The organism is Mycobacterium tuberculosis H37Rv (assembly GCF_000195955.2).
Lineage (GTDB): Bacteria > Actinomycetota > Actinomycetes > Mycobacteriales > Mycobacteriaceae > Mycobacterium > Mycobacterium tuberculosis.
Window position 1 is genome coordinate 1,058,246 of sequence record NC_000962.3, and the last position, 15,033, is coordinate 1,073,278.

Sequence of the window (15,033 nt, forward strand, 5' to 3'; positions counted from 1 at the left end):
AAGTTTGGACCGACATGAGTGTGCACGCGACCGACGCCAAGCCTCCCGGTCCATCCCCAGCGGACCAACTGCTCGACGGCCTCAACCCGCAACAGCGCCAGGCGGTCGTGCATGAGGGTTCGCCGCTGCTGATCGTCGCGGGCGCGGGTTCGGGTAAGACCGCGGTGTTGACCCGCCGCATTGCCTATCTGATGGCGGCCCGCGGCGTCGGGGTGGGCCAGATTCTGGCCATCACCTTCACCAACAAAGCCGCCGCCGAGATGCGCGAACGGGTGGTGGGCCTGGTTGGGGAGAAGGCCCGGTACATGTGGGTGTCGACGTTTCACTCCACCTGCGTGCGTATCCTGCGCAACCAGGCGGCGCTGATCGAGGGCCTCAACTCCAACTTTTCGATCTATGACGCCGACGATTCGCGGCGGTTGCTGCAGATGGTGGGCCGCGACCTGGGCCTAGACATCAAGCGGTACTCGCCGCGACTGCTGGCTAACGCCATCTCCAACCTGAAGAACGAGTTGATCGACCCGCATCAGGCGCTGGCCGGCTTAACGGAGGACTCCGATGACCTAGCGCGCGCCGTGGCGTCGGTTTATGACGAATACCAGCGGCGGCTGCGGGCGGCCAACGCGCTGGACTTCGACGACCTGATCGGCGAGACCGTCGCGGTGCTGCAGGCCTTCCCGCAGATCGCCCAGTACTACCGTCGGAGGTTCCGGCATGTCCTGGTTGACGAATACCAGGACACCAACCACGCCCAGTACGTATTGGTGCGCGAGCTGGTCGGCCGCGACAGCAATGACGGTATTCCCCCCGGCGAGTTGTGCGTCGTCGGGGATGCCGATCAGTCGATCTATGCGTTCCGCGGCGCCACCATCCGCAACATCGAAGACTTCGAACGTGACTACCCCGACACCAGAACCATTCTGCTGGAACAGAATTACCGCTCGACGCAGAACATCCTGTCGGCGGCCAACTCGGTGATTGCCCGTAACGCGGGGCGCCGGGAGAAGCGGTTGTGGACCGACGCCGGCGCCGGGGAGTTGATCGTTGGCTATGTCGCCGACAACGAGCACGACGAGGCCCGGTTCGTGGCCGAGGAGATCGATGCGCTCGCCGAGGGTAGCGAGATCACCTACAACGATGTCGCCGTCTTCTACCGCACCAACAACTCGTCGCGGTCACTGGAAGAGGTGCTGATCCGCGCCGGTATTCCGTACAAGGTCGTTGGGGGAGTGCGCTTTTACGAGCGCAAGGAGATTCGCGACATCGTTGCCTACCTGCGCGTGCTGGACAACCCGGGCGACGCGGTCAGCCTACGGCGCATCCTTAACACCCCGCGCCGCGGTATCGGGGATCGTGCCGAGGCGTGTGTGGCGGTGTACGCCGAGAACACCGGCGTCGGCTTCGGTGACGCGCTCGTCGCCGCGGCCCAAGGCAAAGTACCGATGCTGAATACCCGGGCGGAGAAGGCGATCGCGGGTTTCGTCGAGATGTTCGACGAGCTGCGGGGCCGCCTCGATGACGACCTGGGGGAGCTGGTCGAGGCGGTGCTGGAACGCACCGGATACCGCCGCGAGCTGGAAGCGTCCACCGATCCACAGGAATTGGCCCGCCTGGACAACCTCAACGAATTAGTCAGCGTCGCACACGAATTCAGTACCGACCGGGAGAATGCCGCCGCACTTGGCCCAGACGACGAAGACGTCCCCGACACCGGTGTGCTGGCGGATTTTCTGGAACGGGTGTCGCTGGTCGCCGACGCCGATGAGATCCCGGAGCATGGCGCGGGTGTGGTTACCTTGATGACCTTGCACACCGCCAAGGGTTTGGAGTTCCCGGTGGTGTTTGTGACCGGCTGGGAGGACGGGATGTTCCCGCACATGCGGGCGTTGGACAACCCGACCGAGTTGTCCGAGGAGCGGCGGCTGGCCTATGTCGGCATCACCCGCGCCCGGCAGCGGTTGTACGTGAGCCGGGCGATCGTGCGTTCGTCTTGGGGCCAGCCGATGCTCAACCCGGAGTCGCGGTTTCTGCGGGAAATCCCGCAGGAGCTCATCGACTGGCGGCGCACCGCCCCGAAGCCGTCGTTCAGTGCCCCGGTGAGTGGCGCCGGTCGGTTCGGTAGCGCGCGTCCATCACCGACCCGCTCGGGGGCGAGCAGGCGCCCGCTGCTGGTGCTTCAGGTCGGCGACCGCGTGACCCATGACAAATACGGCCTGGGCCGTGTCGAGGAGGTCTCCGGTGTCGGCGAATCGGCGATGTCGCTGATCGACTTCGGTAGCTCGGGGCGGGTGAAGCTGATGCACAACCACGCCCCTGTCACCAAGCTCTGAGATTTCGCGCCGAGCGTGAAGTCACGGCGGCTATTTCGCGGATTTCTCGCCCTGAGAACACGTTCGGCGTCGTTGCCGGGTCAACCGGTGTAATTGCCGACGCTAAGTCCCCGCTTGGCGAGCCACGGCACTGGGTCCACGCGCTCGGTGCCGCCCAGGAGCACCTCGAAGTGCAGGTGCGGGCCGGTGGAAAAGCCACGGCTGCCCATGGTGGCGATCTGGTCGCCTGCCATCACGCGCTCACCGACGCTGACCAACGTGGTATTGACGTGGCCGTATAGCGTGACCGTGCCGTCGGCGTGCAGCAGCTTGACCCACATTCCGTAGCCGGCGGTGGGGCCGGCGTCGATGACGACGCCGTCGGACACCGCATAAATCGGGGTTCCGATCGCGTTAGCCAGGTCGATACCGGCGTGCAGTACACCCCATCGATAACCGAAACTCGACGTGAAGATGCCCTTCGTCGGCATGACATACAGCGGGCGCTGTAGTCGCGCCTCGCGCTCGGCGCGCTCCTCGGCGAAGGCAACCCCCCTGGCGAACTCCGCGTTGTGCACCGCAGCACTCGCCGCCGGCTGGGCGGCGATGACCTGGACGCCCCGCGGTGGGTTGCTTCCCGACCCTTCGTTGAGCGCCGATGCATGAGCGGTCAGCACGGTCTCGGTGCGTGGGGTTTCCGACTGTTGGATCGCCGTATGCGCTGCTGCGGCCGCCGCGCCCGCGGCCATCGCCGAGATCAGCAGGCGCCCCCGGGCCGCACCGATCGGTTGCTTGCGGTGCTGCCCGACGCGCCGGGACACCGGGGTGACCTCCGGGGTCAGCACGACCGTGGGGGCTACCAGCCATTCGGGGGCCAGATCGTCGGCGTCGTCCAGGTCGTCGAGTTCTGGAGCCGCTAGCAACTGCGCTTCGTAGTCGAAGACGCAGTCGTCCCCTAGGTCCAGGTCATCGAGCTCTGCGAAATCCAGCTCATCGTAGAGTGCTAAGCCGTCGAGGAATCCGTCCAGCGGGATGATTTCGGTGACTTCGTTACGGTGATGATGCGGCCAACGATCGCGAGGTGTGCGAATCGCTGCCATGGCAGCAGAACGGGCGATACGGTGCTGGGACAAATCTGAAATGTCCTCGGATCGTGACCATAACGTTATCTGGACCCTGAGACGTTATCCGCAACCGGATGGTAGTGGCAACTTCAGCGCGGAATTCGGCTGTGATTGTGAGTTGGATCACGTTTCGGCTGGACAAACATATCGGTGAGCTGTGCCACACCGGGTGGATGCGGCCGCGGAGTTAATCGGCGGTCTCGATACAGTTCTCCGTGCGAGTCGCCGATTTCGGCACCGCCTACCTATTGGTCGAGCAGTAAGCCGAGCGAAGACGGTGAGCCCATGGATCTTTTCGAGTATCAAGCCAAGGAGTTATTCGCCAAGCACAACGTGCCCAGCACGCCGGGTCGGGTGACCGACACAGCCGAGGGTGCCAAGGCTATCGCCACGGAGATCGGGCGTCCGGTGATGGTCAAAGCGCAGGTCAAGATCGGCGGCCGGGGCAAGGCCGGTGGCGTCAAATACGCCGCGACCCCACAAGACGCGTACGAGCACGCCAAGAACATCCTCGGCCTGGACATCAAAGGACACATCGTCAAGAAACTGCTGGTCGCTGAGGCTAGCGATATCGCCGAGGAGTACTACCTATCCTTCCTGCTCGACCGGGCCAACCGCACCTACCTGGCGATGTGCTCGGTGGAGGGCGGCATGGAGATCGAAGAGGTAGCGGCCACCAAACCCGAGCGGCTCGCCAAAGTCCCGGTGAATGCCGTCAAGGGCGTTGACCTAGATTTCGCGCGGTCCATCGCCGAACAGGGTCATCTTCCGGCCGAGGTGCTCGACACCGCAGCGGTCACCATCGCCAAGCTGTGGGAGCTCTTCGTCGCCGAGGACGCGACGCTGGTTGAGGTCAACCCGTTGGTGCGGACGCCTGACCACAAGATCCTCGCGCTGGATGCCAAGATCACCCTCGACGGCAACGCCGATTTCCGTCAGCCTGGCCATGCCGAGTTCGAGGATCGAGCTGCCACCGATCCACTGGAGTTGAAGGCCAAGGAGCACGACCTCAACTACGTCAAGCTGGACGGTCAGGTGGGGATCATCGGCAATGGCGCGGGCTTGGTGATGTCGACTCTCGACGTCGTCGCGTATGCCGGTGAGAAGCACGGCGGAGTCAAGCCGGCCAACTTCCTGGATATCGGCGGCGGCGCTTCGGCCGAGGTGATGGCCGCGGGTCTGGACGTGGTGCTGGGCGACCAGCAGGTCAAGAGCGTGTTCGTCAACGTCTTCGGTGGCATCACCTCGTGCGATGCGGTGGCGACCGGGATCGTCAAGGCGCTGGGCATGCTGGGTGACGAAGCCAACAAGCCGCTGGTGGTTCGGCTCGACGGCAACAACGTCGAGGAAGGCCGTCGCATCCTGACCGAGGCCAACCACCCCCTGGTGACACTGGTGGCGACGATGGACGAAGCCGCCGACAAGGCCGCTGAGCTGGCGAGCGCCTGAGCGAAAGGACCCATGACTCACATGTCCATATTTCTGAGCAGGGACAACAAGGTCATTGTGCAGGGCATCACCGGCAGTGAGGCCACCGTCCATACCGCGCGAATGCTGCGGGCGGGCACGCAAATCGTCGGCGGTGTGAACGCACGCAAAGCGGGCACCACCGTCACGCATGAGGATAAGGGCGGCCGGCTGATCAAGCTGCCGGTGTTCGGCAGTGTCGCGGAGGCGATGGAAAAGACCGGCGCCGATGTGTCGATCATCTTCGTGCCGCCGACGTTCGCCAAGGACGCCATCATCGAGGCCATCGACGCCGAAATTCCGCTGTTGGTTGTGATCACCGAGGGAATTCCGGTGCAGGACACCGCCTATGCCTGGGCCTACAACCTCGAGGCTGGCCACAAGACCCGCATCATTGGCCCCAACTGTCCTGGCATTATCAGTCCCGGTCAGTCGCTGGCCGGTATCACGCCGGCCAACATCACCGGACCCGGTCCAATTGGTCTGGTGTCCAAGTCGGGGACGTTGACCTACCAGATGATGTTCGAACTGCGCGACCTTGGATTCTCCACGGCGATCGGCATCGGTGGTGATCCGGTGATTGGCACTACCCACATCGACGCCATCGAGGCCTTCGAGAGGGATCCGGACACCAAGCTCATCGTGATGATCGGCGAGATCGGTGGTGACGCCGAGGAGCGGGCCGCAGACTTCATCAAGACCAACGTGTCCAAGCCGGTCGTCGGCTATGTCGCCGGATTTACCGCACCCGAAGGCAAGACGATGGGCCACGCCGGCGCCATCGTCTCCGGCTCGTCTGGCACAGCGGCGGCCAAGCAAGAGGCCCTGGAGGCCGCCGGTGTGAAGGTCGGCAAGACCCCATCGGCGACCGCGGCGCTGGCCCGGGAGATCTTGCTCAGTCTCTAGGGCGAGCAGACGCATAAGCCCCCGCACGCTCGGCGTGTCGGGGGCTTATGCGTCTGCTCGCCCTATACGCAACAGGCCAACTTGGCGGCCAGCCGCTCCACGTACGCGGCTGCGTCGTCTGCAGACCTGTCCGGCATACCGAACAGCACCTCCGTAACGCCAAGCTCGGCCCAGCGCGCCAGCTTGTCGGGCACCGGTTTGACGTCCAGGGCCACGATCTGTGGAAGCCCGTCGCGGCCGGCGGCCGCCCAGATGTCTTGCAGTAACTTCACCGGCTCGTCGATGTCGACGTCGCGTGGAGTGGTGATCCAGCCGTCGGCGCTGCGCGCGATCCACTTGAAGTTCTTCTCCGTCCCCGCAGCGCCTACCAGCACCGGGATGTGCGGCTGCACCGGCTTGGGCCAGGCCCAGCTAGGTCCGAACTTGACGAACTCGCCGTCATAGCAGGCCTCCTCTTGGGTCCACAACGCCCGCATCGCCTCGAGGTATTCGCGCAGCATGGTGCGGCGGCGTCCGGGTGGCACACCATGATCGACGAGCTCGTCGGTGTTCCAGCCGAACCCGACCCCGACGCTGACCCGGCCGTGCGACAAATGATCCAGCGTCGCAATGCTTTTCGCCAGCGTGATCGGATCATGCTCGACCGGCAGCGCCACCGCGGTGGCAAGCCGGATCCGCGACGTCACCGCCGATGCTGCTCCCAGGCTCACCCACGGGTCCAACGTGCGCATATAGCGGTCGTCCGGCAGCGAAGCGTCACCCGTCGTCGGATGGGCCGCCTGGCGCTTGACCGGGATGTGGGTGTGTTCGGGCACGTAAAACGTGCGAAACCCGTGGCTTTCAGCAAGTCTGGCGGCCGCGGCCGGGGTGATGCCGCGGTCGCTGGTGAACAGCACAAGTCCGTAGTGCATGCACCGAATTAGAACGTGTTCCACCTGCGCCGGGCAAGCGGCCGTCCAGTCGTTAATGTCGCGAGCGCCGGTCGCTCCGGCAGCGGCACCCGAACGTGCGCTAGCGTGGTTGATCGAATCGCGTCGCCGGGAGCACAGCGTCGCACTGCACCAGTGGAGGAGCCATGACCTACTCGCCGGGTAACCCCGGATACCCGCAAGCGCAGCCCGCAGGCTCCTACGGAGGCGTCACACCCTCGTTCGCCCACGCCGATGAGGGTGCGAGCAAGCTACCGATGTACCTGAACATCGCGGTGGCAGTGCTCGGCCTGGCTGCGTACTTCGCCAGCTTCGGCCCAATGTTCACCCTCAGTACCGAACTCGGCGGAGGTGATGGCGCAGTGTCCGGTGACACTGGGCTGCCGGTCGGGGTGGCTCTGCTGGCTGCGCTGCTTGCCGGGGTGGCTCTGGTGCCTAAGGCCAAGAGCCATGTGACGGTAGTTGCGGTGCTCGGGGTACTCGGCGTATTTCTGATGGTCTCGGCGACGTTTAACAAGCCCAGCGCCTATTCGACCGGTTGGGCATTGTGGGTTGTGTTGGCTTTCATCGTGTTCCAGGCGGTTGCGGCAGTCCTGGCGCTCTTGGTGGAGACCGGCGCTATCACCGCGCCGGCGCCGCGGCCCAAGTTCGACCCGTATGGACAGTACGGGCGGTACGGGCAGTACGGGCAGTACGGGGTGCAGCCGGGTGGGTACTACGGTCAGCAGGGTGCTCAGCAGGCCGCGGGACTGCAGTCGCCCGGCCCGCAGCAGTCTCCGCAGCCTCCCGGATATGGGTCGCAGTACGGCGGCTATTCGTCCAGTCCGAGCCAATCGGGCAGTGGATACACTGCTCAGCCCCCGGCCCAGCCGCCGGCGCAGTCCGGGTCGCAACAATCGCACCAGGGCCCATCCACGCCACCTACCGGCTTTCCGAGCTTCAGCCCGCCGCCACCGGTCAGTGCCGGGACGGGGTCGCAGGCTGGTTCGGCTCCAGTCAACTATTCAAACCCCAGCGGGGGCGAGCAGTCGTCGTCCCCCGGGGGGGCGCCGGTCTAACCGGGCGTTCCCGCGTCCGGTCGCGCGTGTGCGCGAAGAGTGAACAGGGTGTCAGCAAGCGCGGACGATCGGGCGGCCGGCGCTCGTCCAGCTCGCGACCTCGTCAGGGTTGCGTTCGGCCCAGGTGTGGTGGCGTTGGGCATCATCGCCGCGGTGACGCTGCTCCAATTGCTGATCGCCAATAGCGACATGACCGGTGCGTGGGGCGCCATCGCCAGCATGTGGCTGGGCGTGCACCTGGTGCCGATCTCGATCGGTGGCCGCGCACTGGGCGTCATGCCGCTGTTGCCGGTCCTGTTGATGGTGTGGGCCACCGCGCGCAGCACGGCGCGGGCCACATCCCCACAGTCGTCAGGGCTCGTTGTTCGCTGGGTCGTCGCGTCGGCCCTGGGCGGACCGCTGCTGATGGCGGCGATTGCCCTGGCGGTCATTCACGACGCGTCATCAGTGGTCACCGAGCTGCAGACGCCCAGCGCCCTGCGCGCGTTCACTAGTGTGCTGGTTGTGCATTCCGTTGGGGCCGCGACCGGGGTGTGGTCCCGGGTAGGTCGACGGGCGCTAGCCGCCACGGCACTGCCCGATTGGCTGCATGATTCGATGCGTGCCGCCGCCGCTGGGGTGCTGGCGTTGCTCGGGCTTTCCGGCGTGGTGACGGCGGGGTCGCTGGTTGTGCATTGGGCGACGATGCAAGAGCTCTACGGGATCACCGATTCGATATTCGGCCAGTTCAGCCTCACTGTACTTTCGGTGCTTTACGCACCCAACGTCATCGTCGGCACCTCGGCCATCGCGGTTGGGTCCAGTGCTCACATTGGCTTCGCGACGTTCAGTTCGTTTGCAGTTTTGGGCGGCGATATCCCGGCACTGCCGATCCTGGCCGCGGCCCCGACGCCGCCGCTCGGCCCGGCATGGGTTGCCTTACTCATTGTGGGTGCTTCGTCGGGTGTGGCGGTCGGTCAGCAGTGCGCCCGCCGCGCCCTGCCGTTTGTTGCGGCTATGGCCAAGCTGCTGGTCGCTGCCGTTGCCGGGGCATTGGTAATGGCGGTTCTGGGTTACGGCGGTGGCGGCCGGCTGGGCAATTTCGGCGATGTCGGCGTGGACGAGGGCGCCTTGGTGTTGGGCGTGCTCTTCTGGTTTACGTTCGTAGGATGGGTCACGGTGGTGATTGCCGGCGGGATCAGCCGCCGCCCCAAGCGGCTCCGGCCGGCCCCGCCGGTCGAGCTGGACGCCGATGAATCTTCGCCACCGGTAGACATGTTCGACGGGGCAGCGAGCGAGCAGCCGCCCGCTTCGGTCGCGGAAGACGTCCCGCCTAGCCACGACGACATCGCCAACGGCCTCAAGGCCCCTACTGCCGACGACGAGGCGCTGCCCTTGTCCGACGAACCGCCGCCGCGGGCCGACTAATCTGCGGTTGGTGAGGCCGCAACTGTCTGAGGCCTTTACTCACGGTACTGAGTCTGCACTGGGATGCAGGCTGGTGGTGCTCACACGCTTTGAGGAGCCAGACTAGGCTCGCCGTGTGCAGGAACCGCTTCGTGTACCCCCGAGTGCACCTGCGCGGCTGGTAGTACTCGCGTCTGGCACCGGTTCGTTGCTGAGATCTCTACTCGATGCCGCTGTCGGCGACTACCCGGCACGGGTAGTCGCCGTTGGTGTGGATCGCGAATGCCGGGCCGCCGAAATCGCCGCGGAAGCATCGGTGCCGGTGTTCACCGTTCGGCTCGCCGACCACCCCAGTCGCGATGCCTGGGACGTCGCCATCACCGCCGCCACCGCAGCCCATGAGCCCGACCTCGTCGTTTCTGCGGGCTTTATGAGAATCCTTGGACCGCAGTTCCTTTCACGATTCTACGGGCGCACCCTCAACACCCACCCGGCGCTGCTGCCGGCCTTCCCCGGCACGCACGGTGTCGCTGACGCGCTGGCCTACGGGGTGAAGGTCACCGGCGCTACGGTGCACCTGGTAGACGCTGGCACGGACACCGGGCCAATACTGGCGCAGCAACCTGTGCCGGTGCTCGACGGTGACGACGAAGAGACTTTGCATGAACGAATCAAGGTCACCGAACGACGGCTGTTGGTAGCGGCGGTGGCCGCACTGGCCACCCATGGCGTGACGGTGGTCGGACGAACAGCGACGATGGGACGAAAGGTAACCATAGGATGAGCACCGACGACGGAAGACGGCCGATCCGCCGTGCGCTGATCAGCGTGTACGACAAGACCGGGCTGGTAGACCTGGCACAGGGCCTGAGCGCGGCCGGCGTCGAGATCATCTCGACTGGGTCAACGGCCAAGACCATTGCCGACACCGGGATTCCGGTGACCCCCGTGGAGCAGCTGACCGGCTTTCCCGAGGTGCTCGATGGCCGGGTCAAGACACTGCACCCACGAGTGCATGCCGGGCTGCTGGCTGACCTGCGCAAGTCCGAGCACGCCGCGGCCCTCGAGCAACTCGGGATCGAGGCTTTCGAACTCGTTGTAGTCAACTTGTATCCGTTCAGCCAGACCGTCGAATCCGGCGCCAGTGTCGACGACTGCGTCGAGCAGATTGATATCGGCGGGCCGGCGATGGTGCGGGCCGCCGCCAAAAACCATCCCAGCGCGGCGGTGGTCACCGATCCGCTTGGGTACCATGGCGTGCTTGCCGCACTGCGCGCCGGCGGATTCACCCTCGCCGAGCGCAAAAGGCTGGCGTCGTTAGCGTTTCAGCATATAGCCGAGTACGACATCGCCGTCGCGAGCTGGATGCAACAGACCCTAGCGCCCGAACATCCTGTTGCCGCCTTTCCGCAGTGGTTCGGCCGAAGCTGGCGCCGCGTGGCGATGCTGCGCTACGGCGAGAACCCGCACCAACAGGCCGCTCTCTACGGCGACCCCACCGCCTGGCCGGGGCTGGCCCAGGCCGAGCAACTGCACGGAAAAGACATGTCCTACAACAACTTCACCGATGCGGACGCAGCCTGGCGGGCCGCCTTCGACCACGAACAAACGTGCGTGGCGATCATCAAGCACGCCAACCCGTGCGGCATCGCAATCTCGTCCGTTTCGGTCGCCGACGCGCATCGCAAGGCTCACGAATGCGATCCGCTGAGCGCCTACGGCGGGGTCATCGCCGCCAATACCGAGGTCAGTGTCGAAATGGCCGAGTATGTGAGCACCATCTTCACCGAAGTCATCGTCGCGCCTGGCTACGCCCCCGGGGCCCTCGATGTGCTGGCCCGCAAGAAGAACATCCGGGTGCTGGTAGCCGCCGAGCCACTGGCCGGTGGCAGCGAGTTGCGTCCGATCAGCGGTGGACTGCTGATACAGCAGAGCGACCAGCTTGACGCGCACGGTGACAACCCGGCGAACTGGACCTTGGCGACCGGGTCACCTGCGGACCCCGCGACGCTGACCGACCTGGTCTTCGCGTGGCGAGCCTGCCGTGCGGTCAAGTCGAACGCGATAGTGATAGCTGCCGACGGCGCCACCGTCGGCGTCGGGATGGGTCAGGTCAACCGTGTCGACGCCGCCCGGTTGGCCGTCGAACGCGGCGGCGAGCGGGTTCGCGGCGCGGTGGCAGCCTCGGATGCGTTCTTCCCCTTTCCCGACGGCCTGGAAACGTTGGCCGCCGCGGGGGTCACCGCGGTCGTCCACCCCGGTGGCTCGGTGCGCGACGAGGAAGTGACCGAAGCGGCGGCCAAGGCCGGTGTCACCCTATATCTCACCGGGGCGCGGCACTTCGCGCACTGAGGCCGCTGGCCGCGACAGTGAAATCCACGACGTGACACGCCGGAAACGCGTCGTGACATTCACTCTCGTGGCCAGAAGAAAGACGGCGTCGTAGCGTGGAACGGTGATGTCACCCAGTAACCTGCCCCGCACCGTGGGCGAGCTGCGTGCCGCCGGTCATCGGGAACGGGGGGTCAAGCAGGAAATCCGGGAAAATCTGCTGACCGCGCTGGCCGACGGCGACAACGTCTGGCCGGGCATCCTGGGTTTCGACGACACCGTGATTCCCCAGGTGGAGCGGGCCTTGATCGCCGGTCACGACTTTGTCCTGCTCGGCGAACGCGGCCAGGGCAAGACCCGGCTGCTGCGCGCACTCGCGGGTCTGCTGGACGAGTGGACGCCGGTGATCGCCGGCGCCGAACTGGGCGAGCACCCCTACACGCCGATCACGCCGGAGTCGATCCGGCGGGCCGCGCAGCTCGGCGACGACCTACCGGTGGCGTGGAAGCACCGCAGCGAGCGCTACACCGAGAAGCTGGCCACCCCCGACACCAGCGTCGCCGACCTGGTCGGCGACGTCGACCCGATCAAGGTTGCCGAGGGCCGCAGCCTCGGGGATCCCGAAACCATCGCCTACGGGCTCATCCCGCGGGCGCACCGCGGCATCGTCGCGGTCAACGAGCTGCCCGACCTCGCCGAACGCATCCAGGTGTCGATGCTCAACGTCATGGAGGAGCGCGACATCCAGGTCCGCGGCTACACGCTGCGGCTGCCGCTGGATGTGTTGGTGGTCGCCAGCGCCAACCCCGAGGACTACACCAACCGTGGCCGCATCATCACGCCCATCAAGGACCGGTTCGGCGCCGAGATCCGCACCCACTACCCACTGGAGCTGGAGGCGGAGATGGGCGTCATCGTCCAGGAGGCGCACCTGAGTGCACAGGTGTCCGACTACCTGATGCAGGTGCTCGCGCGGTTTGCCCGTTACCTGCGAGAATCCCGCTCGATCGATCAGCGCTCCGGGGTGTCGGCGCGGTTTGCCATCGCAGCGGCCGAAACCGTGGCGGCTGCCGCCCGGCACCGCGGGGCGGTGCTGGGGGAGACAGACCCGGTGGCCCGGGTGGTCGATTTGGGCACGGTGATCGACGTGCTGCGCGGCAAGCTGGAATTCGAGTCCGGCGAGGAGGGCCGCGAACAGGCGGTGCTCGAGCATCTGTTGCGTCGCGCCACCGCCGATACCGCGTCCCGGGTGCTGGGCGGTATCGACGTTGGCTCGTTGGTGACCGCGGTCGAGGGCGGTTCGGCGGTGACGACGGGCGAGCGGGTCTCGGCCAAGGATGTGCTGGCGGCGGTGCCGGGCCTGCCGGTGGTGGACAGGATCGCGCGCAAGCTGGGCGCCGAATCCGAGGGGGAGCGTGCCGCGGCACTGGAACTGGCGTTGGAGGCGCTATACCTGGCCAAGCGCGTTGACAAGGTCTGCGGGGAGGGCCAGACCGTCTATGGCTAAGTCTGATGGTGACGACCCGCTGCGCCCGGCTTCGCCGCGCTTGCGATCGTCACGACGGCACTCGCTACGCTACTCGGCGTACACCGGCGGGCCCGACCCGCTGGCCCCGCCGGTGGATCTGCGGGATGCGCTGGAACAGATTGGCCAAGACGTCATGGCGGGCGCCTCGCCGCGCCGGGCGCTGTCCGAGCTGCTGCGGCGGGGCACCAGGAACCTGACCGGCGCCGACCGGCTGGCGGCCGAGGTGAACCGCCGCCGACGGGAGTTGTTGCGCCGCAACAACTTAGATGGCACCTTGCAGGAGATCAAGAAGCTGCTCGACGAGGCCGTGCTGGCCGAACGCAAGGAGCTGGCCCGCGCGCTAGACGACGACGCCCGCTTCGCCGAGCTGCAGCTGGACGCGCTTCCGGCCTCGCCGGCCAAGGCAGTACAGGAGCTGGCCGAATACCGCTGGCGCAGCGGGCAGGCCCGCGAAAAGTATGAGCAGATCAAGGATTTGCTCGGCCGTGAGCTGCTCGACCAACGCTTTGCCGGCATGAAGCAGGCGCTTGCCGGTGCCACCGACGACGATCGCCGGCGGGTCACCGAGATGCTCGACGACCTCAACGACCTGTTGGATAAGCACGCCCGCGGTGAAGATACGCAGCGGGACTTCGACGAGTTCATGACCAAGCACGGCGAGTTCTTCCCGGAGAACCCGCGCAACGTCGAGGAGCTGCTGGACTCGCTGGCCAAGCGAGCCGCCGCCGCGCAGCGGTTCCGCAACAGCCTGAGCCAGGAACAGCGGGACGAGCTGGACGCGTTGGCGCAGCAGGCATTTGGCTCTCCGGCGTTGATGCGGGCGCTGGACCGTTTGGATGCGCATCTGCAGGCCGCCCGTCCCGGCGAAGACTGGACCGGCTCGCAGCAGTTCTCCGGTGATAATCCGTTCGGCATGGGGGAAGGCACCCAGGCGCTGGCCGACATTGCCGAGCTGGAGCAGCTGGCCGAGCAGCTGTCGCAGAGCTATCCGGGCGCCAGCATGGACGATGTCGACCTGGACGCGCTGGCCCGTCAGCTCGGCGACCAGGCCGCCGTCGACGCCCGGACGCTGGCTGAATTGGAACGCGCGCTGGTCAATCAGGGCTTCCTGGACCGCGGTTCCGACGGCCAGTGGCGGCTCTCGCCGAAGGCCATGCGCCGCCTCGGCGAAACGGCGTTACGCGATGTGGCGCAACAACTTTCCGGGCGCCACGGCGAGCGTGATCACCGGCGTGCCGGCGCCGCGGGCGAGCTGACCGGTGCGACGCGGCCCTGGCAGTTCGGCGACACCGAGCCGTGGCACGTCGCCCGCACGCTGACCAATGCCGTGCTGCGCCAAGCCGCGGCCGTGCATGACCGCATCCGGATCACCGTCGAGGATGTCGAGGTCGCCGAGACCGAAACGCGCACCCAGGCCGCTGTTGCGTTGTTGGTGGACACCTCGTTTTCGATGGTGATGGAGAATCGCTGGTTGCCGATGAAGCGCACGGCGCTGGCGCTGCACCACCTGGTGTGCACCCGGTTCCGCTCGGATGCCTTGCAGATCATCGCGTTTGGGCGCTACGCCCGCACGGTGACGGCGGCCGAGCTGACGGGGTTGGCGGGTGTCTACGAGCAGGGCACCAACCTGCACCATGCGCTCGCGCTGGCCGGCCGGCACCTGCGCCGGCACGCAGGCGCCCAGCCCGTGGTGCTGGTGGTGACCGACGGCGAGCCGACCGCCCACCTGGAGGACTTCGACGGCGACGGTACGTCGGTGTTCTTTGATTACCCGCCCCATCCGCGCACCATCGCCCACACCGTGCGCGGGTTTGACGACATGGCGCGGCTGGGTGCGCAGGTGACGATCTTCCGGTTGGGCAGTGACCCCGGTCTGGCTCGGTTCATTGACCAGGTTGCGCGACGGGTGCAGGGCCGCGTGGTGGTGCCCGATCTCGACGGGCTGGGCGCGGCGGTGGTGGGCGACTACCTGCGCTTCCGGCGGCGCTAGTTTGT

The 15,033-nt window shown here is 66.3% G+C and carries 11 protein-coding genes; 9 read left to right on the forward strand and 2 right to left on the reverse strand.

Annotated features, from left to right (window positions below):
* The first annotated feature begins 14 nt into the window (after window positions 1–14).
* Entirely contained in the window at window positions 15–2,330 is a 2,316-nt protein-coding gene (gene uvrD1 / locus Rv0949; protein ID YP_177772.1) for an ATP-dependent DNA helicase UvrD, read from the forward strand.
* Between the two features lie 80 nt (window positions 2,331–2,410).
* Here uvrD1 and Rv0950c read toward each other — a convergent pair whose 3' ends face one another.
* Complete coding sequence (locus tag Rv0950c; RefSeq protein NP_215465.1) at window positions 2,411–3,409, reverse strand: hypothetical protein; 999 nt, start codon at window positions 3,407–3,409, stop codon at window positions 2,411–2,413.
* Window positions 3,410–3,718: 309 nt separating this feature from the next.
* On the opposite strand from Rv0950c, the gene sucC reads away from it, so the two are divergent.
* Both sucC and sucD read left to right on the forward strand, forming a co-directional pair.
* On the forward strand, window positions 3,719–4,882 hold the full coding sequence (gene sucC, locus Rv0951; protein NP_215466.1) for a succinyl-CoA ligase subunit beta: 1,164 nt from the start codon (window positions 3,719–3,721) through the stop codon (window positions 4,880–4,882).
* 12 nt (window positions 4,883–4,894) lie between these two features.
* Entirely contained in the window at window positions 4,895–5,806 is a 912-nt protein-coding gene (sucD, locus tag Rv0952; RefSeq protein NP_215467.1) for a succinyl-CoA ligase subunit alpha, read from the forward strand.
* A 62-nt stretch (window positions 5,807–5,868) separates the two neighbouring features.
* On the opposite strand, the gene Rv0953c is transcribed toward sucD, so the two are convergent.
* Complete coding sequence (locus Rv0953c; RefSeq protein NP_215468.1) at window positions 5,869–6,717, reverse strand: oxidoreductase; 849 nt, start codon at window positions 6,715–6,717, stop codon at window positions 5,869–5,871.
* A gap of 164 nt (window positions 6,718–6,881) precedes the next feature.
* On the opposite strand from Rv0953c, the gene Rv0954 reads away from it, so the two are divergent.
* The 6 genes from Rv0954 (at window position 6,882) to Rv0959 (ending at window position 15,028) form a co-directional block, all read left to right on the forward strand.
* Entirely contained in the window at window positions 6,882–7,793 is a 912-nt protein-coding gene (locus tag Rv0954) for a transmembrane protein (protein ID NP_215469.1), read from the forward strand.
* Window positions 7,794–7,832: 39 nt separating this feature from the next.
* Window positions 7,833–9,200 carry an integral membrane protein gene (locus Rv0955; protein ID NP_215470.1) on the forward strand — a complete coding sequence of 456 codons (1,368 nt, stop codon included), beginning with the start codon at window positions 7,833–7,835 and terminating at the stop codon, window positions 9,198–9,200.
* Window positions 9,201–9,315: 115 nt separating this feature from the next.
* Window positions 9,316–9,963, forward strand: a complete 648-nt coding sequence (gene purN / locus Rv0956; protein ID NP_215471.1) for a phosphoribosylglycinamide formyltransferase PurN — start codon at window positions 9,316–9,318, stop codon at window positions 9,961–9,963.
* Window positions 9,960–11,531, forward strand: coding sequence for a bifunctional phosphoribosylaminoimidazolecarboxamide formyltransferase/inosinemonophosphate cyclohydrolase (purH, locus tag Rv0957; protein NP_215472.1), 1,572 nt, complete (start codon window positions 9,960–9,962; stop codon window positions 11,529–11,531). Before purN ends, purH begins: the two co-directional genes overlap by 4 nt.
* A gap of 106 nt (window positions 11,532–11,637) precedes the next feature.
* Window positions 11,638–13,017 (forward strand): magnesium chelatase, encoded by a 1,380-nt coding sequence (locus Rv0958; protein NP_215473.1) that lies wholly within the window; start codon window positions 11,638–11,640, stop codon window positions 13,015–13,017.
* Complete coding sequence (locus Rv0959; protein ID NP_215474.1) at window positions 13,010–15,028, forward strand: hypothetical protein; 2,019 nt, start codon at window positions 13,010–13,012, stop codon at window positions 15,026–15,028. The genes Rv0958 and Rv0959 overlap by 8 nt, the downstream gene beginning before the upstream one ends.
* The last annotated feature ends 5 nt before the right edge of the window (window positions 15,029–15,033 follow it).